Origin of the sequence: Jeotgalicoccus sp. WY2, assembly GCF_018437745.1 — a bacterium.
Taxonomy (GTDB): domain Bacteria; phylum Bacillota; class Bacilli; order Staphylococcales; family Salinicoccaceae; genus Jeotgalicoccus; species Jeotgalicoccus psychrophilus.
The window spans coordinates 1,005,762-1,026,446 of the sequence record NZ_CP049818.1 but is presented as its reverse complement, the minus strand read 5'-3'; the positions used below and the strand labels follow the sequence as shown (position 1 = coordinate 1,026,446).

At 42.4% G+C, this 20,685-nt stretch carries 22 protein-coding genes and 6 pseudogenes; 23 read left to right on the top strand and 5 right to left on the bottom strand.

The genetic code is table 11. The annotated features are described in order from the left end of the window. Positions 1-106 precede the first annotated feature (106 nt). The gene (gene rarD / locus G4D76_RS06095) at positions 107-1,030 is read left to right on the top strand and encodes an EamA family transporter RarD (protein WP_213810821.1); all 924 of its coding nucleotides are present in this window, start codon (positions 107-109) and stop codon (positions 1,028-1,030) included. 69 nt (positions 1,031-1,099) lie between these two features. After that, positions 1,100-1,927: a hypothetical protein gene (locus G4D76_RS06090; protein WP_213810820.1), complete on the top strand. Its 828-nt coding sequence runs from the start codon at positions 1,100-1,102 to the stop codon at positions 1,925-1,927. A 298-nt stretch (positions 1,928-2,225) separates the two neighbouring features. Here G4D76_RS06090 and G4D76_RS06085 read toward each other — a convergent pair whose 3' ends face one another. Further along, positions 2,226-2,864, bottom strand: coding sequence for a VOC family protein (locus G4D76_RS06085; protein WP_250130228.1), 639 nt, complete (start codon positions 2,862-2,864; stop codon positions 2,226-2,228). Then, complete coding sequence (locus tag G4D76_RS14815) at positions 2,807-3,151, bottom strand: VOC family protein (protein WP_250130227.1); 345 nt, start codon at positions 3,149-3,151, stop codon at positions 2,807-2,809. Before G4D76_RS14815 ends, G4D76_RS06085 begins: the two co-directional genes overlap by 58 nt. Before the next feature lie 162 nt (positions 3,152-3,313). On the opposite strand from G4D76_RS14815, the gene G4D76_RS14810 reads away from it, so the two are divergent. Both G4D76_RS14810 and G4D76_RS06080 read left to right on the top strand, forming a co-directional pair. Beyond that, entirely contained in the window at positions 3,314-3,451 is a 138-nt protein-coding gene (locus G4D76_RS14810) for a hypothetical protein (protein ID WP_250130226.1), read from the top strand. After that, the gene (locus G4D76_RS06080; protein ID WP_250130225.1) at positions 3,426-3,860 is read left to right on the top strand and encodes an alpha/beta hydrolase; all 435 of its coding nucleotides are present in this window, start codon (positions 3,426-3,428) and stop codon (positions 3,858-3,860) included. The genes G4D76_RS14810 and G4D76_RS06080 overlap by 26 nt, the downstream gene beginning before the upstream one ends. Here the strand turns inward: G4D76_RS06080 and G4D76_RS06075 are convergent. Then, positions 3,855-4,706, bottom strand: a complete 852-nt coding sequence (locus G4D76_RS06075) for a Cof-type HAD-IIB family hydrolase (protein ID WP_026859284.1) — start codon at positions 4,704-4,706, stop codon at positions 3,855-3,857. The two genes, G4D76_RS06080 and G4D76_RS06075, sit on opposite strands and share 6 nt — an antisense overlap. A 122-nt stretch (positions 4,707-4,828) precedes the next feature. Between G4D76_RS06075 and G4D76_RS06070 the strand changes: the two genes are divergently transcribed. From G4D76_RS06070 to G4D76_RS06025, 10 genes and pseudogenes are all read left to right on the top strand, one after another. Further along, positions 4,829-5,704: a hypothetical protein gene (locus G4D76_RS06070; RefSeq protein ID WP_213810819.1), complete on the top strand. Its 876-nt coding sequence runs from the start codon at positions 4,829-4,831 to the stop codon at positions 5,702-5,704. 65 nt (positions 5,705-5,769) lie between these two features. Continuing rightward, positions 5,770-5,868: pseudogene (locus G4D76_RS06065) on the top strand (SEC-C metal-binding domain-containing protein); the annotation flags it as partial. Positions 5,869-5,924: 56 nt separating this feature from the next. Next, positions 5,925-6,473, top strand: coding sequence for a chromate transporter (locus G4D76_RS06060; protein ID WP_035785379.1), 549 nt, complete (start codon positions 5,925-5,927; stop codon positions 6,471-6,473). Then, positions 6,470-7,000, top strand: a complete 531-nt coding sequence (locus G4D76_RS06055; protein ID WP_213810818.1) for a chromate transporter — start codon at positions 6,470-6,472, stop codon at positions 6,998-7,000. Before G4D76_RS06060 ends, G4D76_RS06055 begins: the two co-directional genes overlap by 4 nt. An 84-nt stretch (positions 7,001-7,084) precedes the next feature. Next, positions 7,085-7,252 (top strand): hypothetical protein, encoded by a 168-nt coding sequence (locus tag G4D76_RS06050; protein WP_213810817.1) that lies wholly within the window; start codon positions 7,085-7,087, stop codon positions 7,250-7,252. Next, positions 7,188-7,592, top strand: coding sequence for a GNAT family N-acetyltransferase (locus tag G4D76_RS06045; RefSeq protein WP_213810816.1), 405 nt, complete (start codon positions 7,188-7,190; stop codon positions 7,590-7,592). Before G4D76_RS06050 ends, G4D76_RS06045 begins: the two co-directional genes overlap by 65 nt. Positions 7,593-7,664: 72 nt before the next feature. Further along, complete coding sequence (locus tag G4D76_RS06040; protein ID WP_026859279.1) at positions 7,665-7,877, top strand: hypothetical protein; 213 nt, start codon at positions 7,665-7,667, stop codon at positions 7,875-7,877. Between the two features lie 49 nt (positions 7,878-7,926). Beyond that, positions 7,927-8,187, top strand: a complete 261-nt coding sequence (locus G4D76_RS14805) for a carboxymuconolactone decarboxylase family protein (RefSeq protein WP_371814618.1) — start codon at positions 7,927-7,929, stop codon at positions 8,185-8,187. A gap of 176 nt (positions 8,188-8,363) precedes the next feature. Beyond that, positions 8,364-8,672 carry an OsmC family protein gene (locus G4D76_RS06030; RefSeq protein ID WP_213810815.1) on the top strand — a complete coding sequence of 103 codons (309 nt, stop codon included), beginning with the start codon at positions 8,364-8,366 and terminating at the stop codon, positions 8,670-8,672. Between the two features lie 541 nt (positions 8,673-9,213). Continuing rightward, positions 9,214-9,396, top strand: a complete 183-nt coding sequence (locus tag G4D76_RS06025) for a hypothetical protein (protein WP_213810814.1) — start codon at positions 9,214-9,216, stop codon at positions 9,394-9,396. Here the strand turns inward: G4D76_RS06025 and coaW are convergent. Both coaW and G4D76_RS06015 read right to left on the bottom strand, forming a co-directional pair. Further along, complete coding sequence (gene coaW / locus G4D76_RS06020) at positions 9,389-10,183, bottom strand: type II pantothenate kinase (protein ID WP_213810813.1); 795 nt, start codon at positions 10,181-10,183, stop codon at positions 9,389-9,391. The two genes, G4D76_RS06025 and coaW, sit on opposite strands and share 8 nt — an antisense overlap. Positions 10,184-10,258: 75 nt before the next feature. After that, a pseudogene (locus G4D76_RS06015) lies at positions 10,259-11,709 on the bottom strand (BCCT family transporter). Between the two features lie 297 nt (positions 11,710-12,006). Here G4D76_RS06015 and G4D76_RS06010 point away from each other — a divergent pair. The 9 genes and pseudogenes from G4D76_RS06010 (at position 12,007) to G4D76_RS05970 (ending at position 20,685) form a co-directional block, all read left to right on the top strand. Beyond that, complete coding sequence (locus tag G4D76_RS06010) at positions 12,007-12,837, top strand: GNAT family N-acetyltransferase (RefSeq protein ID WP_250130224.1); 831 nt, start codon at positions 12,007-12,009, stop codon at positions 12,835-12,837. 73 nt (positions 12,838-12,910) lie between these two features. After that, a complete protein-coding gene (rpoE, locus tag G4D76_RS06005; protein ID WP_026859273.1) occupies positions 12,911-13,417 on the top strand; it encodes a DNA-directed RNA polymerase subunit delta in 507 nt (168 codons plus the stop codon). A 140-nt stretch (positions 13,418-13,557) separates the two neighbouring features. Next, positions 13,558-15,162, top strand: coding sequence for a CTP synthase (locus G4D76_RS06000; protein ID WP_250130296.1), 1,605 nt, complete (start codon positions 13,558-13,560; stop codon positions 15,160-15,162). Positions 15,163-15,472: 310 nt separating this feature from the next. Continuing rightward, positions 15,473-16,351, top strand: a complete 879-nt coding sequence (gene ehuB / locus G4D76_RS05995) for an ectoine/hydroxyectoine ABC transporter substrate-binding protein EhuB (RefSeq protein ID WP_213810811.1) — start codon at positions 15,473-15,475, stop codon at positions 16,349-16,351. Between the two features lie 68 nt (positions 16,352-16,419). Next, positions 16,420-17,080: pseudogene (locus G4D76_RS05990) on the top strand (amino acid ABC transporter permease). Next, positions 17,080-17,779 (top strand): annotated as a pseudogene (locus tag G4D76_RS05985) (amino acid ABC transporter permease). The pseudogenes G4D76_RS05990 and G4D76_RS05985 overlap by 1 nt, the downstream one beginning before the upstream one ends. A gap of 7 nt (positions 17,780-17,786) precedes the next feature. Then, positions 17,787-18,566, top strand: a pseudogene (locus tag G4D76_RS16380) (amino acid ABC transporter ATP-binding protein). Positions 18,567-19,096: 530 nt separating this feature from the next. Then, positions 19,097-19,387: a transaldolase family protein gene (locus G4D76_RS16740; RefSeq protein ID WP_371814617.1), complete on the top strand. Its 291-nt coding sequence runs from the start codon at positions 19,097-19,099 to the stop codon at positions 19,385-19,387. 33 nt (positions 19,388-19,420) lie between these two features. Then, positions 19,421-20,685 (top strand): annotated as a pseudogene (locus tag G4D76_RS05970) (UDP-N-acetylglucosamine 1-carboxyvinyltransferase).

The window sequence follows — 20,685 nt, the reverse complement described above, 5'->3', positions numbered from 1 at the left end:
TAAACCGCCGGCTTAATACCCGGCGGTTTTTTATGGTTTAAATATTTGCATAATTCAGTTTCAGAGTTAAAATTAATTTATACATCAAAGAATTGTGGGTGAGTTAATGTCCGGAAAACAAAAAGGTATACTGTTCGTTTCAGGTGCATACATAATCTGGGGAGTGCTCCCGATATACTGGCGGCAAATCGAATCGATATCACCATTCGAAATTATAGCGCACCGGATATTCTGGTCCTTTATATTTATGGTGCTGTACATAATGGTCACAGGCAGATGGCAATATTTAAAAACGAATTTAACGTTTATTTTCAGCAATAAGAAAAAAGCGCTGAGCTTACTCGCAGCATCGATTATTATATCTGTAAACTGGCTGACTTACATATTTGCGGTTAACGCGGGGCATATACTGGAAGCAAGCCTCGGCTATTATATCAATCCGTTTATCAGCATACTGCTCGCATATTTTATTCTTAAAGAACGATTTTCAAAAGGCGAATGGCTGGCGATTTTTATCGTGTCGTTCGGAGTAATTTATATGTCGCTCGGCGTCGGACACATTCCATGGCTGGCGCTTACACTGGCAGTGACTTTTGGAGTGTACGGCCTGATTAAGAAAACGATAAATATCGATGCAACATATGCACTCGCAGTGGAAACCGCGGTGCTGGCACCGGTAGCGCTTTTGTATATACTGTATTTAAATGCCACGGGTGTAAACACACTTGATTTCGGACTGAATAGAGATACGGCGTTTACGATGGGAACAGGTGTCGTGACGGCAATTCCGCTTCTACTGTTCGCACTCGGCGCAATACGGATTCCATTATCACTGACAGGGCTGCTTCAGTACATCGGCCCGACACTGATGCTCATTATCGGCATAGTTCTCTACGGCGAATCATTTACAACGACACATAAAATCGCATATGGGCTTATCTGGACAGGGCTGATTTTCTACACGCTGCTGCGCTTTAAATCATCGCGTCCGCGTCGTCAGAAACAGAAAATCAAGCTGACAGATGATTAGGTTATTGTTAGATATAAAGATAACTCCATGTTACTATTTAGAAAGATTTTAGTGTAAGGGGAATGAGTCATGCGATATTTAAAAAACTTTGGCTTATTGTTGGCAGTAACAGGTGTTTTGGCAGCATGTCAGAATACTGACTTTGAGAGCGGCAGCGAAGTTGTCTCTGAAGATACAAATGTTGCTGCAACCGATGAAGAATCCGGAACTGAAAAAGATAAAAGAGAACCGGCAGGAGAAAATACTTCGGCAGCCGAACCGGCTGATATAGAAGATGTAGACGAACAGAAAATCGAAGATGATGCGTTAACAGATATTGTCGATAAGGCAGAAAATATAGAGAGCTACAAAGCAGAGCTGAATATGTCAGCAGCACTGGACGATACAAAACCGCGTGATTTAAATGCGGAAGTGCTGTATATCAACAGTGAGCCGCCGCAATTGCTGCTTCGTGCATTCGGTGAAGACCGGACGATTTCAAAAGACGGTAAAACATATTATAATAACAACTCGGAATGGATCGATATCAGTGATTCGATCGATGTTAATTTACTGTACAGTGTGACCTATGACAATGCAGTCGCATCTTTTGCAGAAATGCAGCCTCATATGGAAGCGGAAAAAAATGATGATGAGATTGTTTATACTTATGAAGGTAATAATGCAGAAATATATAAGACAATCGAATCCTTAGTGCAGGTTAACTTCGGCGAAATGCATATCGAAAACGTGAACTCGGCAGTGCAGGTTACTGTGAGTAAAGAAGATAATCTGGTTGAAGAAATAAAATTCGAAGCAGACGGTACAGATACACAGGGAACATTTAAACTGGACGGTGAAGCAGTATTCGATTCATTCAACGAAGTAGAAGAGATAGAAATTCCGGAAACGGAATAATTAAATATAAATAAAAATGCGCCTGACTCATTTATGAGCCGGGCGCATTTTCTATTGTGGATTTCATGCGTATCCGAGTAGTTTAGGACTGGCATGAGCGGATTTCATGCGTATCCGAGTAGTTTAGGACTGGCATGAGCGGACTTCATGCGTATCCGAGTAGTTTAGGGTTGGCATGAACGGATTTCATGCGTATCCGAGTAGTTTAGGGTTGGCATGAACGGATTTCATGCGTATCCGAGTAGTTTAGGACTGGCATGAGCTGACTTCATGCCAACCCCACTTACCAGCCATCCCCTCAACTCAGCGGATGCAGTCTCATTTCGATAAAGTCCCGGTCCTGCTCTAAAAATGGTGGCAGTGATAAGCTTTCACCTAAAGTTTCAAGGGGTTCATCGACTGTGAATCCGGGTGTGTCTGTCGAGATTTCGACTGTGATATTACCCACGGCACTGATGTACAGTGCTTTAAAGTAATGGCGGTCGACAACGCCTGAGTTTCGCCATTTTTCTCTGGTAACGCGTTCACCGATTTCTTTCAGTGCTGCTTCGTCTTTGACGCGCAGTGAAAAGTGGTGCACGCTGCCGTAGCCCTGCTTTTCAACGTTCGTCGTGCGCGTTTCTACAACGAAAACAGAGTCATCGCCGAAACGGACGCGTGCCTGCTCTGCATTATCAATATCTCCGTCGTATTTTCCGCCGAGCAATTGTAAAAACTCCACCATCGGTTTTAAATACTGAACGGTTACCTCGACACCGAATATGCCGGTAACTGCATATTCAAGCGGTATACTTCCACCGCCTGCATAGGGTTCTGAGTCATTATATACGCTGTCTGCGAGGAGCGCGAAGCGCTGTCCTTCTTCGTCAGAGAATTTCATTATTGTTTCTCCGAAGTAATCGATGATGCCTTCATGATAAACACCTTGTTCTTCCATACGTGTTCTGAAGTATTCAATGGCTTCGACTGAAGGTACACGAAGAATAGTACGGGAGATGGAATTTGTTCCCGGCGTAAATTTCGGGGCCATGCCGATTTCAAAAATGTGACATCGGTTCCCGGTGTTCCTTTATAATCGCTGTAAAATAGATGATACATATCCGGACTGTCCTGGTTGACTGTTTTCTTGACCAGTCTATGGCCGAGAAACTGTGTAAAGAAGTCGTGGTTTTCAATAATATCCTTTGTAATTGCCGATACATGATGAATGCCGTATGCGCTCACAGTGCATCCTCCTTTAATCTCTTTGATGTTATTATATAATACAAGTATACGTATCTCTATTAGGAGGACTTGTTATGAAACATTTATATTAAATCAAGAAAAGAAGCAGCGGAAGAAACACTCATATTATTTCACGGCACCGGGGGCCGTGAAACCGATCTTTTGGACGTTGCAACGACAGTAAACAATGAAGCAAATATTTTAAGTTTCAGAGGAGACGTTGATGAGAACGGCCAGACGCGTTTCTTTAAACGTTTATCTTTAAAAACTTACGATGAACAGCTTAAAAGAAGAAGCTGACAAAATTTACGATGAGCTTAAAAAACTGAGCGCAGAGTACAATTTTGATTTGGCGAAAGCTGTAATTATCGGCTATTCCAACGGCGCGAATATCGCGGCATATCTAATGCTTAATTATGAACTCGGTGTGAAAGGTGCAATGCTGATGCACAGCGCGTACCGCAGCGAAACGATTGGCAAAGGGATGATGTTTGATACGGAAGTGCTGCTGACTGCAGGAGCACAGGATACAACGGCAACAGCAGGTGAATCCTATACGCTTAAAAAAATGCTCGAAAATAAAGGGGCAAATGTCAGCGTGAAATTAACGGACGGCGGACATGAAATATCCCCTATGGAATTAATGGAAGGGCATGTCTGGTACATGCCGATCAAAAAATCCATAAGGGATGAGGATAAGTTACTATAAGTAATTTTTTCGTAAATACTGTTCCAGGCCATCTTCATCACAGCTGAATTCAGTAACATCATCAGCTATCTGTTTAACCTCTTCATTGCCGTTTTGCATCGCCGTTGATTTCCCGGCAATTTTAAACATTGGAATGTCGTTCATTGAATCACCGAATGCATGAACATCGTCTATAGAAATGTTCATTTTCTCAAGCAGTGTTAAAAGACCGGTACCTTTGTCCGTGCCGTAAACCATAATTTCAGAGTTGTGGTTAGATGTACGGTATATCTGATAGCCGGCATCAGTTGTAAATTCTTTATTCAGCAGTGTGAACCAGCGTTCAAGTTTTTCTTTATTATTGCTGAAAAAGTAAAATTTTATAATATCTGACCGGTCAATGCCATCTTCATCGATCCACTGTTCTGTACTATTCAGCGTACTTGCAGTGCCAATATTTTCATATTCGAGCACAGTCGTATCAGGCGTTTGTGTCAAATCATTTAAAGAATAATCGCGGTCTGTATTAAATGTATACGGGCCGCCATGAGTGCCCGTTGTAATCTCGTAGTAAATTTCATTCTCACGGACTTTTGACAGTACAAAGTCAATCTGTTCTTTAGTAAATGCAGTCCGTGCGAGGAGCGTGTCACCATGATGTACAGTCATGCCGCTGGCACCGACATAACCGTCAGCAGGTACGTCATGCGGCACCTTTTTATGTATCATCTGCAAAGAACGTCCGGTTGCGATAATGATTTTAATACCTTTATCGTGAACAGCCTTTAAAGTCTGTACGAGAGAGTCGGGAAATTCACCGGCATTATTTAAAACTGTACCATCTAAATCGAGAGCAATTGCCTTCATAATTTATAAAAGCTCCTATCTTCAGTTAATATTTTTGATGTCTGGATACTGCCTAAATTTTAGCATATTTTCATGTATGATAAAATTACATTACCAACAGTTCAGTAAAGGAGTCGTTAAAGATGACAAACACTGCAGCTTATTTAAAAAAGTATGATCTGGAAGACCTTCATCAGCTCGCGGTTAATACCGGAGTGACAAATGAAAAGGCACTCGATAAAGACGGATTAATAGAAGAAATCTCAGAAAATCTGCTGAATGATGATGTAATTAAGTATGCATTTCTGTACAGCGATGATGCAGCACTTTCGAGCTGGGAACAGGGAGCATTGGACGAAGAGTACGCCCGGAACCTCAGCCTGACAGATGTTTACGGATTATATATAATGGGCCACGCCTATGAATCACTTAATGAAGAAGACAGCTTTTTTATTATCGATGAAGTGCTCGAAAAATTTGATACAGTAAATACTGAAGAAAACCGGGAAGCGCGTACAGCGGTCCAGCGTCAGCTGAACTTAATACGTTCTGCACTGCATCTGTACGGCGTTGTTGAATTTAAACAGATTGTTCATTTATTTAAAAAATATTACGGGATGGACGTCACGATTGAAGAAGTCGTGGACCTGGTCAACCGTTCGCCTTACGTTATTACGATTAACGATAAGAACAAAGAATTTATTATCGATGATATGACGAATGAGCAATATGAGATTATCCGGAATACCCAGCAGAAATATAAATATTACGAGCCTGAATTCGGCAAGTTTATAAAATTCAGCAATCCGGGTTATATCGATGAATCAGCTGCTCATGAGTCTTTAAAAAAATGGGTGTCAGAACATCTGAATACGGACGTCGCGTCCGATTATGAATTGTATCTGCACGTACTCCGCATGATTATCAGCGGACGTAAGCGTGAAGATATTTCCGGGGAAAAAAAAATCTCGGTTATACGTTCCAGTCAGAAACAGAAGAAAATCAATTTTTTGAAATGATTCGTGATGTTGTTAAACAGACACGGCACTTCCAGTACCGCGGAAAAAGCGAAGCGGATATCGGGCAGAAAACTATTGTTAAAGAAGTTAAGGTTGGCCGCAACGATCCATGTCCATGCGGCAGCGGCAAAAAATATAAAAAGTGCTGCGGCAAAGCAGTATAGCAAGAAGTGGCTGGTATAACTACCATCCACTTTTTACATAGCGGGAGATGGGTATCATGCATTTTAAAATATTTATGGTGTTTTTCAGAGTGGGGATACTCGGTTTCGGCGGCGGTCCGTCATCGATTCCGCTCGTTAAAATAGAAGTCGTCGATAAATACGGCTGGATGACCAATGAAGACTTCCAGGATACGCTGGCGATTGCGAACGTCCTCCCCGGACCGATTATTACAAAACTCGCGGGGCATATTGGCTATCAGCTGAAAGGATGGACCGGCATTATTAATGCACTCATCGCGATTATCTTACCTACTGCAGTCTTAATGACAGTACTGCTCACACTATTTTCAGAGTTTAAGGACCTGGCCTGGGTGCAGGGCATGAGCGCAGGCGTCGTGCCTGTTGTACTTGTAATGCTGGCGGTCCTCACTGTCGAATTTATGAAAACAGCAAAAAATGCTTCAACATGGAAATTTTTAATTCCATTTACACTTGGTATGCTCGTTGTGCTTGAAGTACTGAACATTCACCCGGCGATAGTAATCGGTATTATTATAGTGTTCAGCCTGCTTCAGAAAAGCGGCAGAAAAGCAGGTGTCTCATGATTTATTTAGAAATATTCTTAGCATTTTTAATACCCGGCATACTCGGCTACGGCGGCGGACCGTCATCAATACCGCTCGTTGAACGTGAAGTCGTCGGTACATATGAGTGGATGACCACGGCTGAATTTGCGGAAGTGCTGGCCCTCGGCAATGCGCTGCCGGGACCGATTCTAACCAAGATGGGTGCATATATCGGCTATGAAGCGGGCGGAGTGTTTGGGAGTATCGTGGCAATATCAGCAAGTGTGCTGCCGTCGCTTCTGTTAATGATATTCTTAGCGTCCATACTGTATAAGCTGAAGGGCACGAACAAGTTCAAGACGCTGACGTTATTAATACGGCCGGTCATTGCAATTCTGCTCGGCGTTATCGTTGTAGACTTTCTGTTCAGCTCACTGGAAGTATCAGGAACATTCCATACAGTCTTTTTAATCGGCCTGTCATATGTGCTGCTGCATGTTGTTAAAATTCATCCTGCACTTGTTATTGTCATCGGACTGGTTTACGGCGCGGTGTTTATCAGGTGAGTAAGCACAAAATTTAAAACAGCTTTCTGAATGTACTATACTTGTGAAGAGTAAATAGTCAATCCAGAAAGGAAGTTAGCACAAATGGCATATGAAATTCGTAAAATGGAAGTACAGGATGCTGCCAGTATTATTGAACATAAAAAACTTGTGACAGCAGAAAATCCGGATACGCTGGCGACGGCGATTGAAAACAAAACAATTACAATCGAGAAGAGAAGAAGCAACGATAAAATCACTTGGTCCGAATGATCTGGGGATTGTTGCAGTCGATGGGAATACAGTTATCGGCATGCTGAACCTGCGTCAGGATCACCGGAAGAAGTTCGAGCATATCGGACAGTTCGGAATCAGTCTCCAAAGAGCATATACCGGCTCAGGTACAGGTACGAAAATGGTGGATCAGGCGATAGATTTTGCACGGAATAATGAAAAAATCGAAAAAGTAATTTTAACAGTCTTTGCAAATAATCCAGGTGCGATTAAGCTGTATAAAAGACTCGGCTTTGAAGAAGAAGCGACATTAAAAAATCAGGTGAAATTAACGGATGGCTATACAGATTTAGTCTATATGGCGAACTTTTTAAAATAATGAACATTCTGTTTAATTAAAGTGATATTATAACGTTAAGAATGACTATACTTTTAAAAATCAGGTGATTAAATGAAAGTTGTCCAGCTACTGACGTACGCGCTGCTCTTAACGTTGTTCACAGCAGGTATCATCTTCTCGACGATGGCATCTTATACGGAAGCTTCACCGCTGTCCTACACAGTAATCGGGATTTTTATGACAGTTTTATTTATCGTGTATACAGCTGTCTTAATTAAATACCGGGAGAGAAGAATCGAAAATGGTAAAGAGAATCGCGCCTAAGCGGTTCTTTTTGTATTTTAAAAAATATATTGAAGGATGGTGTGTTTAAATGGGAAACTTTGAAGAAATTAATAAGAGAGCACAAAAAAATACGGGGCGTATCCAGGAAGAGCAGCCTGATTTTATGAGAGCATTTAAAAAACTTCAGCAGGAAGGCTACAAAGCGAATGCGCTGGATGAAAAAACGAAAGAATATGTAGCACTCACATACGCGATTGCGGATAAATGCGAGGGCTGTATCGGAAACCATGTGAAAAACTTGTTAAACTTGGTGCAACGCGTGAAGAAATCAGTGATATCGTTGCGGTAACAATCGTTATGGGCGGCGGACCGGCAAGTGTCTACGGCGGTAAAGCACTGGAAGCATTTGATGAAGCAGTGGAAACAAAATAATTTAAACGGGGGAATCAGCATGAAAGTTAACTTAAAGTGGCAGGGGAAGTTGAAATTTGAATCGACAGAGAAACGACGGGATATAAAGTAGCAATGGATGCGAACGAAGCTGCGGGCGGAGATGCATCAGCGCCGTCACCGATGGAAATGGTGCTTCACGGTGCTGCAGGCTGTATGGCAATCGATATCGGCGTGATTTTAAGACATCATATGGGAAAAGTGACGAAGCTTGAAATTGAAGCGGACGGAGAACGTGCAGAAACAGAACCGAAATATTATAAACACATCACGATGAATATTATAATTGATGGAGATATCACAGCAAACAGGCCAGCGAGCAGCAGATTGTCAAAAGATAAATACTGCTCCGCAGTCATTCACTCGTTGCAGATGTCGACTTAAAAGTAATATTAAATGGCGAAGCGCTGTAATATGTCACTAAAAAAAGCTTGGTATCTATTACGGCAGCTTCAGCGCCGCAGCAGGAAAATATTGAATTTGAACCGGGCATACACGTGTGCTTGGTGAAAACGGCAGCGGGAAAAGTTCTGTACTGACCGGTGTTACAGGCTACAATCCCATGTAATTACAGTCCGTGAATTAGAGCTGAATATGAGCTGATCGACAAGACAGCAGATTATATCAGCTACTTGCCTCAGCAGAATATACCGTTTCAAATTACTGTCGAAGACTTTATTAAAATGACTGCGCAAACAAGACCATCTCAAAAAGACAGGCAGACGCTTCAGAAATTCGGCTGGAAAATTTTCAATATTCGTGCCGACAGTTTAAGCGGCGGTGAATTTAAGCGTGCTTTATGTGCGCAGCTTCATCTGGAAATAAGCAGGTCATGATATTTGATGAAATCGAACAGGGGCTGGATATTAACTATCACACCTGGTAATGAAGTGGCTTAAACATAAGCCGTTATAAAGTCATTATTATGGCGATGCATGATTTAAATGCTCGCACTCCGGTATGCAGTACGGTAACATGTATGAAAAAAGGCACCTTAACCGAAGTTAAAGTGCCTGTTAAAGAAGTAACTGAAAGAATGCTTACCGATACTTTTTCACGTGAAATGAAAATAATTCATTACGAGGATAAAGTAATCGCTGTCAGCTGATTGCACCAAGTGCACCGCTGTATTCGCCGTTTGGCACGACGAAAGCCCGGGCATTTTTCAATTCGCTGTATCTGTAAATAATATCGGTCATGGCTTTATTATCCAGTAAAGTAGAACCGATGAATACCATATCCTTCGTTTCGAATGCATCGGCTAAATTAATTGCCATTGCAGTGACAGTTTCTGCCACGAGCCCGATGACAGCAATCAGCTGATCTTCGGTCGAGGCAGTTTTTTGTGCGTTCAGAATATGTCCAAAGTTACTCGCAGTTAAGTCGCCGGGTATCGGTGAAGGTCTGCCATTATAAATATGGTGAACTTTTAAATCAACATTGTCACGGATGCCGTCTTTTGCACGTTCAATTATCGTATCGAAATCTCCGATGCCTGTAAGCAGGTAGCTTAAACCGATCATCGTGCCCCCGCCGACTCCGGAACCGCCGACCCGTTTTTGTGAATTCCGTGTAGCCTGATGGAAACTCGTTCCGGTGCCTACGTTTAAGTAAACGTATCGGTCGAGATCCATATCCGCTTCTTTTAAAAGCTGAGTCAGACCGCGGAATGTTGCATCAAATTCTATCGAAGCAGTCGTCTTAAAATTCAATTTTTCCTGAATGTATTCAGCTTTCCCCCCGGTTAAATAAACATCATCATCAGCGTGTTCGCTGTTCAGCATATTAATCACCTGGTCGATTTCTGCAGCAGGATACTTTTTGAAGGCTCTGCTGAGATCACTTAATAATACAACTTTAATTAGTGTACCGCCGGCGTCGATTCCTATCTTCATATCTTTACTCCTCACAAATGCGAAATTAAACAGCGCTCAAGATTATTGAGCGCTGTTCTAATCATTACTTCTATTTTAATACTTTTTACGTCGTTGTCTACGTTTCATTGCTTCGTTCGGTTCTCTTCTAAGTCCTTTCGAGACGGATGCGATCATCATTATGAGAATAATGGCGAACGGCAGACCGGCGAGCAGCGAAGCTGCCTGAAGACTTGTGAGACCGCCTGCAAGAATTAATGCGATGGTTAAGATACCAAGAAGAAGTCCCCAGAGTATTTTCAGTCCGGTAGGCGGATTATCCGTATTACCGATACTCATTCCTGCAACGATAAATGTTGCTGAGTCAGCTGATGTTACAAGGAATGTGAAGATCAGTATAATCGCGATTGCTGAGGTCAGCCATGAAAACGGCAGAGTCTCGAACAATGCGAACAGCGCCTGTGTCTGGTCATCTAAGACGATTTCCCCGATATTTGTGTTATTAAATAAATCCGAATAAATCGCTGTGCCCCCGAGTGCACCGACCCAGAGAAAGGACAGCATAGGCGGAACGATTAAAATACCCATAACGTATTCACGGATACTGCGTCCGCGGGATACACGCGCAACGAATGAACCGATGAACGGGCTCCAGGCGATTACCCATGCCCAATAGAATACTGTCCAATCCTGAACCCAGGCTTCGCCTGAATAAGGCTGCAGGCGTAATGAGTAGCCGACGAAATTCGTCAGGTAGTCACCGAGGCCGACAATAATTGTTTCCATAATAAATGTAAAAGGACCAACGGCCATAATAAACACCGTTATTACCAATGCAAGAATCATGTTTAAGCTGCTGAGAATTTCATCCCGCGCTTAAGTCCTGTAATTGTTGAGAAAATAAATAATCCTGTCATTAATGCAGTTAGAATAATTTGCGTTAACGGACCGGATGGTATGCCGAAAGCGATATCCAGACCGCCGTCCATTTGCATAATACCTAAACCTACTGACGTTGACATACCTGTAATCGTCGCGATGATTGCAAGGATGTCGATTGCTTTTCTGGCATTCTGATTATACTCGAGACCAAATAGAGGCTCGAGAGCTGTTGATACTAATCCATCGCGGTTTTTACGGAATTGGAAATATCCAATTGCAAGACCTGCGACACCGAAGATTGACCACTGTGAAATACCCCAGTGGAAATAAGTATATCCCATTGCGATTCTGGCAGCTTCTGCTGATTCAATAGGGCCGCCGAGGAATGGTGATTTCATATAATGTTCCATCGGTTCAGCGACACCATAGAAAACTAATCCGACACCTAAACCACTTGAGAATAACATTCCGATCCATGACCAGAATGAAAATTCAGGTTTAGAATTATCGCCGCCGAGTTTAACACGGCCGTAAGGCGAAAGTGCCAGGAATAATAGAAATACTCCAAATCCAAATACTACCAGCAGGAAAAACCAGCTGAAGTACTGTGAAACTGCTGCATAGATATTTTCTGAAGCAGCCTGGAACTGGGCCGGGATAATCATTGCAATTGCGGAAACAACTAAAATTATCGCAGTTGATACCCAGAAAACAGTGCCGAGCTGCCTCATATTAAATTTCTCCGGCTTTTCCGGATCTGTACTTTGCTTTGACGTAGTGCTGTCATCATTCGTCAAGTGAGTTCCTCCTAAATTGATATTAGTTCCTTACCTATTACCCATACAATACCAACAAAAAACGCTGAAATAATGAAAGTTGTAATGTAATGTCTAAATTGTCACTATAGGGGGTATGGAACTATAATAGCAAACTATAAAAAGATGTCAAAAAAGGGGTTAAACATGGATATTAAGATTAGAGAGTTTACAGAGGCGGACAGAGAACACCTGAAGAATTACATATTGAGCGAAAGACAGCGGGTATATTCGAGCATGCCGCTTGAAGTGCTTGATGATGCGCTTAAAGACAAGAACCGTACTGCCAATGTTGTCGTTACGGACCTGGGAGAGGTCATAGGATTTTTCGTGCTGCATAAGCATTATCAGCACGAAGGCTATGATACGCCTCACGAAGTCGTGTACGTGCGCTCTTTATCGATTAATGAAAAATATCAGGGGAACGGTTACGGTACAGCGGTTGCACAAAATCTGCCGGTGTACGTACAGGAGAATTTTTCAGCATTCGATCATTTATATTTAGTTGTGGATGGTGAGAATACGGGAGCGTGGAATTTATATGAACGTGCAGGATTCCTGCATCTGGCGACGAAAGAAGAGGGGCCAATCGGCAAAGAACGGCTCTATTATCTGGATTTAAACCGCAGCTATGTGCCGAATTTAAGACTGGAACTCGATGAAGAGACGCTAAGACCTGGAGTTAAATTGATACTTAAGCGGGATGACAGGGAAGCCGGGTATATCGAAGCGGAACTTGAAGAAGGTGTACTGGATATTAAACACATATACGTAGACGAAGCAGACCGTGAAGAAGGGGTGGCGGAAAGCGCGATGCGTCAGTTTGCAACAGTGGTCAGACGGAAGATTAATGAGGTGCATACTGCAACGGTTACAGTGTCGGATCCGGCGTTTTTAAGTCTGTTTACAAATGCGGGATTTGTCCTGATTGATGACCCGGAAAATACAAACCGTTATGTTAAATTAGTAAGATATTAATATAAAGCTTGAAACATCTGACAAATATTTGTATTATATCCTAAGGTATTTACATCTTGAAAGGATGACGTAAATGAGACTGGACAGCTATACAAAAGAAATGATGGACGAATATTCGTTTATAGATATGTCGCACATATATTTAGAAGATAAAGGCAAAGAAACAAATCTTTATGAAATGACTGATAAATTTAAAGAGATCGGCAATTACACTGAAGGTGAAATTGAAAACCGTATTTTACAATTCTATACGGACTTAAACACTGATGGACGTTTCCTCAGCACAGATGACGGCGTGTGGGGTCTCCGCGAGTGGTATGCAGTAGATGATATCAGCGATAAGATTGCACCGACAATTCACAAAATTGAGGCCGCAGCTGAGGAAGAATATATCGAAGAAGAAGTCGATGCAGACTTCCCGGGTGCGAAAGAGTTAGGCGAAGACCAGGAAGAAATCGATGAGACACTTCACGGTGAAGAAGAAGAAGAAATTGCCAGCAAAGATGCTGACGAAGAAATCGAGTTTGAAGAAAAAGAAAAACTCGAAGATGATTACGATGATGAAGCAGATGCATACTAATTTTTAATTGACTTTTTGTTTTAAAGTGATAGTATTTTATTTGGGCTCCCTAAAACAGGGACTAGTAAACGAGCTCCTTTTCACGCAGGTGAAAGGGAGCTATTTTTATTTTATACAGGAGGATACTTACATGACAAAATATCTTTGTAACAGGTGGCGTAGTGTCATCATTAGGTAAAGGAATTACAGCTGCATCTCTCGGCAGATTATTAAAAGACAGAGGATTTAACATTACAATTCAGAAATTTGATCCGTACTTAAACGTTGACCCGGGTACGATGAGCCCTTATCAGCACGGTGAAGTGTTTGTTACTGAAGACGGCGCGGAAACGGACTTGGACTTAGGACACTACGAGCGTTTTATAGATATCAATGTAAGTAAATATTCAAACGTTACTGCTGGGAAAGTATACTCCGAGGTGATTAGGAAAGAACGCCGCGGTGACTATCTCGGCGGAACTGTGCAGGTTATTCCGCACATTACCAATGAAATTAAATCACGTATTAAAAAAGCGGGTGAATCTTCAAAAGCTGATATCGTAATTACTGAAATCGGCGGTACAGCAGGTGATATTGAATCACTGCCGTTTATCGAATCAATCCGCCAGTTAAGAAGCGACCTTGGTAAAGAAAATGTAATGTTCATTCACTGTACGCTTCTGCCGTATATTAAAGCTGCCGGTGAAATGAAAACTAAACCGACACAGCACAGTGTTAAAGAGCTTAGAGGACTTGGAATTCAGCCGGATATGATTGTTGTGCGTTCTGAATTCCCGATGACAGAAGATCTGCGCGATAAGATTGCACTGTTCTGTGATATCGACGAGAAGAGTGTTATTAACGCAAAAGATGAAGAGACAATTTACGAACTTGTAATGTCACTTCAGGCACAGGATATGGATGATTTAGTACTTGAAAACCTGAATATCGAAGCAACGGGTGAAGCACAGCTTGATGACTGGAAACACCTTCTCGATAACTTAAGCAAAATCGATAAAACGATTAAAATCGGTTTAGTCGGTAAATACGTGGAGCTTCAGGATGCTTACCTGTCAGTTGCTGAATCACTTCGCCACGCAGGTTATGAAGTACACGCTGACATCGATATTCACTGGATTAATTCACAGGATGTTACACCTCAGAACTATAAAGAAATTTTAAGTGAAGTTGACGGTATCGTTGTGCCTGGAGGATTTGGCGACCGCGGCATCGAAGGTAAAATCCTGACATTAAACTATGCACGTGAAGAAAAAGTGCCGGTACTTGGGATTTGTCTCGGTATGCAGCTTGCAACAGTTGAATTTGCACGTAACGTTGCCGGTTTAACAGGTGCGAACTCATCTGAACTTGATGAGCATACACCGCATGCGATTATCGATTTAATGCCGGATCAGAAAGATGTTGTTGATCTTGGCGGAACGCTGCGTCTCGGCAGCTTCCCATGTGTTATTAAAGAAGGTACGAAAGCACGCGAACTGTATCAGGTAAACGAAGTGGATGAACGCCACCGTCACCGTTTCGAGTTTAATAATGCATATAAAGAACAGCTTGAAGAAGCGGGCATGATTTTCAGCGGAACATCACCTGATGGCCGTCTTGTGGAAATGGTCGAACTTAAAGATCACCCTTACTATGTGGGTGTTCAGTTCCACCCTGAATTCCAATCGCGTCCAACACGTCCGCATCCGTTATTCAGCGGTTTAATTAAAGCGTGTCTGAACGAAGAAGTGCAGGAAGAAAACTAAATAATTAACTATATAAATAAAGCTCCCCGGAGCCGGATCAGTAATTATATTGAACCGGCTGCCGGGGATTTTTTGTGTATTTATTCTCTTTTAATTTAGTTATTGTAATATATCCTTTAAAATTTATTGAATTATCTGTCAGCTGTAGTATTCTAAACTGTAAGAGATTAATGAAAATTCCACTTTTCACCTGAAAAATCCTTTTTATGGATTTGAAACCTCAATTTGACATAAGACCTATCTTTTGTATACTCAGTAATGTACAACTCGATCCAAAATAAGGAAAAACTTACCAGGAGGAGATTGTTTTATGAGAAAGGTTACGATATTACTTACTTTCGCTTTCGCACTTGTGCTCAGCGCATGCGGAGACAGCGGCACAGAAGGCGGAGAAGGTCGTGTGGCCGAGCTTCAGGAGGCTAACACGGTGAACATAGGATTTGCGAATGAACCGCCATATGCATATGAAAACTCTGATTCAGGAGAACTTGAAGGTGCTGCAATTGAAATTGCAGAAGCGGTATTCGCCGAAATGGGAGTCGAAAATGTTGAAGGGCATCTGACAGATTGGGGAGAATTGATTCCCGGTGTGCAGGCAGGTCAGTACGATGTAATTACAGCAGGTATGGCGATTCAGCCTGACAGATGTGAAAATGCATTATTTGCAGAACCTGAGATGCAGTACGGTGAAGGATTAGTAGTCGCAGCCGGCAACCCGCTTGATATAGAAAGCTATGCTGATATCGGTGAAAATCCTGATATCACAGTTGCACTGATGGAAGGGACAACACAATTTGAATTCCTTGAAACAGAAGGCGTCGATTCATCACAGTTTATGTCTGTTGCAGATATTCCGGCACAGCTTGCCGCAGTCCAGTCAGGAAACGCTGATGTTACGGCAGCAACTGAAGCTACTTTAAGAGCAGCATATGAGTCTCTCGGCAGCGATGATGTTGAAATTGTAGAAAATTTTGAGCAGCCTGATATCCAGGGCATTCCAAGCTTTGGTGCTGCTGCATTTAATATAAACGATGAAGAATTGCGCACAGCTTATAACGAAGCACTTGAAACATTAAAGAAGAATGGCACAATCGATGAAATTCTGGATGCTTCAGAAGGATTTACTGCTGATAACAACCGTGTGGAAGTTGGGGAAGTTACAGCATCTGCACTATGCGAAGGTGAATAATTAATAAAGGCCCAGTAATTCCTCAGGAGACACTGGGCCCTTTTATTTTAAAAATAAGGAGTGAGAGGATGTTTGATTCTGCCTTAAACATACTGTCCTACCTATCTCAAGGGTTAGGGACAACGGTCAGCCTGTTTTTAGCAGCAAACGGTTCTTGCATTTATTATTGCGTTCGTTGCAGGCTTGTGCCGAATTGTTAAGAACCCGCTTGTACGCGGCTTTACGATGTTCTACGTGGAACTTTTCAGAGGGACATCATTAATTGTTCAATTATTCTGGCTGTATTACGCCGTACCAATTCTGTTTATTCATCTCGGCAGCAACTGGTGGATTGGTGTTATAGCAATTGCCTTAAACTACGGTGCTTATATGTCTGAAGTAGTAAGAAGTTCAATACTTGCTGTCGACAAGGGACAGACTGAAGCAGCGATTGCCTTAAACTTGTCACGTGTACAGCGGATGAGACATATTATACTGCCGCAAGCATTACGGCTGATGCTGCCTGAGTTCGGCAACTATTCTATTCAAATACTTAAAGGTACAGCGTTAGTATCGCTGATCGGTCTGACGGATATTCTGTATTACGGTGATATTTACCGTTCAACAAATCTTTCAGAAGGCCCTCTTGCCTACTTTATGGTGCTGGTAATGTACTTTATTATCGCACTGCCGTTAATCTGGCTTTCTAAAAAAGGTGAAAAAATTGCGAAGAGAGGGGTGGCGAGCTAATGTGGAGCTGGGAAACATTTGCAGACGCATTTCCAATTATCATTACGGGAATCACCGTAACACTCGGGCTGACGATTACGAGTTACGCTTTAGCGCTCGCGGCCGGTTTTATCTGGCTCGTGCTTGAATCGACACCGCTTAAAATATTTAATTTTATCGTATACTGGATCAGAGAATTTATACGCTCAACCCCGCCCATCGTACAAATATTCTTTCTGTACTTTGCGTGGCCGATGGTCCCTTATATCGGTACGTCGTTTACGCCGTTTGTCGCAGCAATGCTCGCACTCGGCATCCACTTTTCCACTTATATTGCGGAAGTATACCGTTCGGGTATTGAAAGTGTTGATAAAGGCCAGTGGGAAGCAGCGAAAGCACTTAACTTTTCACAGAAGGACACGTGGTTTAAAGTCGTGCTCCCGCAGGCACTGCCGCCGACAATACCAATGCTCGGCAACTATTAATCATTTTTATCATTTTGTTTAAAGAAGTGCCGCGGCAGACTATCGGTGTGGTCGGTATATTAAGTCTCGCACGTCATATGGCGCAAACACATGGTCATACATTGAACCGCTGACAATAGTCGCGATTCTGTTCCTCGTGCTGAGCTATCCATCTGCACTCTTAATCAGACAGCTTGAGAAAAAGATGAACCGCAGATTTGATAAAAAGAATATGAAAGTGAAGGTGACGGAATAGTGAAACCATCGTTCAATATAAAGAAATTCATAAGTCATTTGGGATACCCATGTCTTAAAGGAATTAATCTGGATATAAATCCGACAGAGAAACTGGCGATTATCGGGCCGAGCGGTTCCGGTAAGACGACAATTATCCGTCTTTTATGACGCTGGAAGAGCCGTCGGACGGAGATATTATTGTCGATGGTACAAACTTATGGAAAATGGAAGCCGGCGGCAAAGAGAAAACAGCGAATGAAAACATTTAAGCAAAGTACGCAATGATATCGGGATGGTATTTCAGCACTTTAATCTGTTTCCGCATAAAACATTTTGGAAAACTGTGTGGTGCCGCTGGTCAATGTCCGGAAAATGAATAAAAAAGAAGCGGCTGAGCTTGCTAAAACATGCTGGACCGTGTGGGCTCGGGGATAAACACGATTCATACCCGTCTCAGCTGTCCGGCGGACAGAAACAGCGCGTTGCGATGGCGCGGGCACTCGTAATGAAACCGAAAATTATGCTGTTTGACGAAGTGACGTCGGCGCTCGACCCGGAACTTGTCGGCGAAGTGCTGGAAGTTATACGCGACCTTGCAGAACATGAAGATAGGCTATGGTGCTTGTCACACATGAAATGGGTTTTTGCACTGGAATCGAGACAGGGTGCTGTTTCTTGATGAAGGTGTAATAGCTGAAGAGGGAACCGCGGATGAAGTGATTAATAAATCTGACAACCCGAGACTGCAAGATTTCTTAAAACGTTTCAGAGGAGAGATAGTTACAGGCCAATATGGTATATTATAATAAGAAAAAATGACCGCGTTTTTTAAGCGCGGTCATTTTTTTATAAAATATTAAAATACCTTGCAGCAGTCGATACAGCAATTATTAAAATGTTTTAATTAAATTTAAATGAACTGTTAATGGTAAAGCATTGTCAGTTTGAGAAGCTTTAATTTATAATCTTAATATCACATTATTGGAGGACGAAAACAAGATGAAATACTTTATAGATACAGCAAATATGGACGAAATTAAAGAAATCCCGAGTGGGGCGTACTGAGCGGTTTAACACAAACCCGTCATTAGTAGCTAAAGAAGAGATATTTCATTCCACGACAGACTTGTTGAAATTTGCGAACTTGTCGGCGGACCTGTCACGGGGAAGTTATCTCGCTTGACGCTAAAGGCATGATCGAAGAAGGCGTGAACTTGCGAACTTCACGAGCATATTATTTAAATACGATGACAGCAGACGGTATGAAAGCAGTCAGCGTACTTGCTTCTGAAGCATTAAAACAAACGTTACTTTAGTATTCAACACAGTGCAGGCATTGAGCAGCACGCGCGGGCGCAACTTATGTGTCGCTTTTATCGGTCGTCTTGACGATATTGGTCTGGACGGACTGCAGTTAATTGAAGATATCGCAGCGATTTTCGCAATTCACGATATCGATACTGAAATTATCGCAGCATCAATCCGTAATCCGGGTCATATGCACGGCGCAGCAATTCGCGGTGCTGACATTGCAACGATTCCTTATAAAGTAATTAAGACATTAACAGACCACCCTTTAACTGATAAAGGAATCGAACAATTCTTAAACGACTGGAACAATAAGTAGTCTCCACATAATTAAATGACAAGGAGCTTTTATATGGCTGAAGATGTAATTAAAGTCCGGGGCGGTAATTCATTGACGGGGCAAGTTGATATCAGCGGGGCTAAAACAGTGCGGTTGCACTGATTCCAGCGTCGCTCATGGCTTCTTCCGGTACAGTTAGACTGGAGGGGCTGCCTGAAATCAGTGACGTTAAAACGCTGATGAGTCTTTTAAATGACCTGAATATTAAAACGGAATTATCAGGGACGACACTGGAAGTCAATGCTGAAGAAGCAGTGAATATGCCGCTTCCGAACAACAAAGTACAATCCTTACGCGCTTCATATTATATGATGGGTGCGATGCTCTCGCGCTTTAAGAAATGTGTTATCGGACTGCCGGGCGGCTGTCCGCTTGGCCCGAGACCGATCGATCAGCACATTAAAGGATTTGAAGCACTTGGCGCTAAAGTAACAAACGAGCACGGCGCGATGTATCTGACGGCAGAGAAACTGACAGGCGCAAAAATATTTTTCGATGTTGTATCAGTTGGTGCAACGATTAATATGATGCTTGCAGCGAGCTGTGCAGAAGGGCGCACGGTTTTAGAAAACGTGGCGAAAGAACCTGAAATCGTCGACGTGGCATCACTGCTTAATAACATGGGTGCAAATATTAAAGGTGCAGGTACGGATACAATTCGTATCGAAGGCGTAGAATCGCTGCACGGTACGACTCACAATATTATTCCTGACCGTATTGAAGCCGGTACTTATATGATTGTCGGTGCAGTTGCCGGAAAGAATTATAGAGTGAATAATATTATCCCGACGCACATGGAGTCACTGTCGGCAAAACTGGAAGAAATGGGTGTTGAACTGGACATCGGCGACGACTATGTCGTAATTAACAAGCCTGAGAAATTTAATGCTGTATCGATAAAAACCCAAGTGTATCCGGGTTTTGCAACGGATTTGCAGCAGCCGATAACACCGCTTATGTTTTTAGCTGATGGTGTCAGTAAAATTACTGAAACCATTTATCCGGCAAGATTCAGACATGTTGATGAATTGTCCCGCATGAGTGCTCATATTGAGAAGAAAAGCGGCAGTGCACTGATTTATCCGTCACAGCTTAAAGGTGCAGAAGTGTATGCAAGCGACCTCCGTGCAGGCGCATGTCTGTTAATTTCAGGCCTCATTGCTGACGGCGTAACGACAATTCATAACGTTAATCATATCGATAGAGGATATTCAGATATAGTTAAAAAACTGTCAGCGCTCGGTGCGGATATTTGGCGTGACACTTTAGAAGATTAA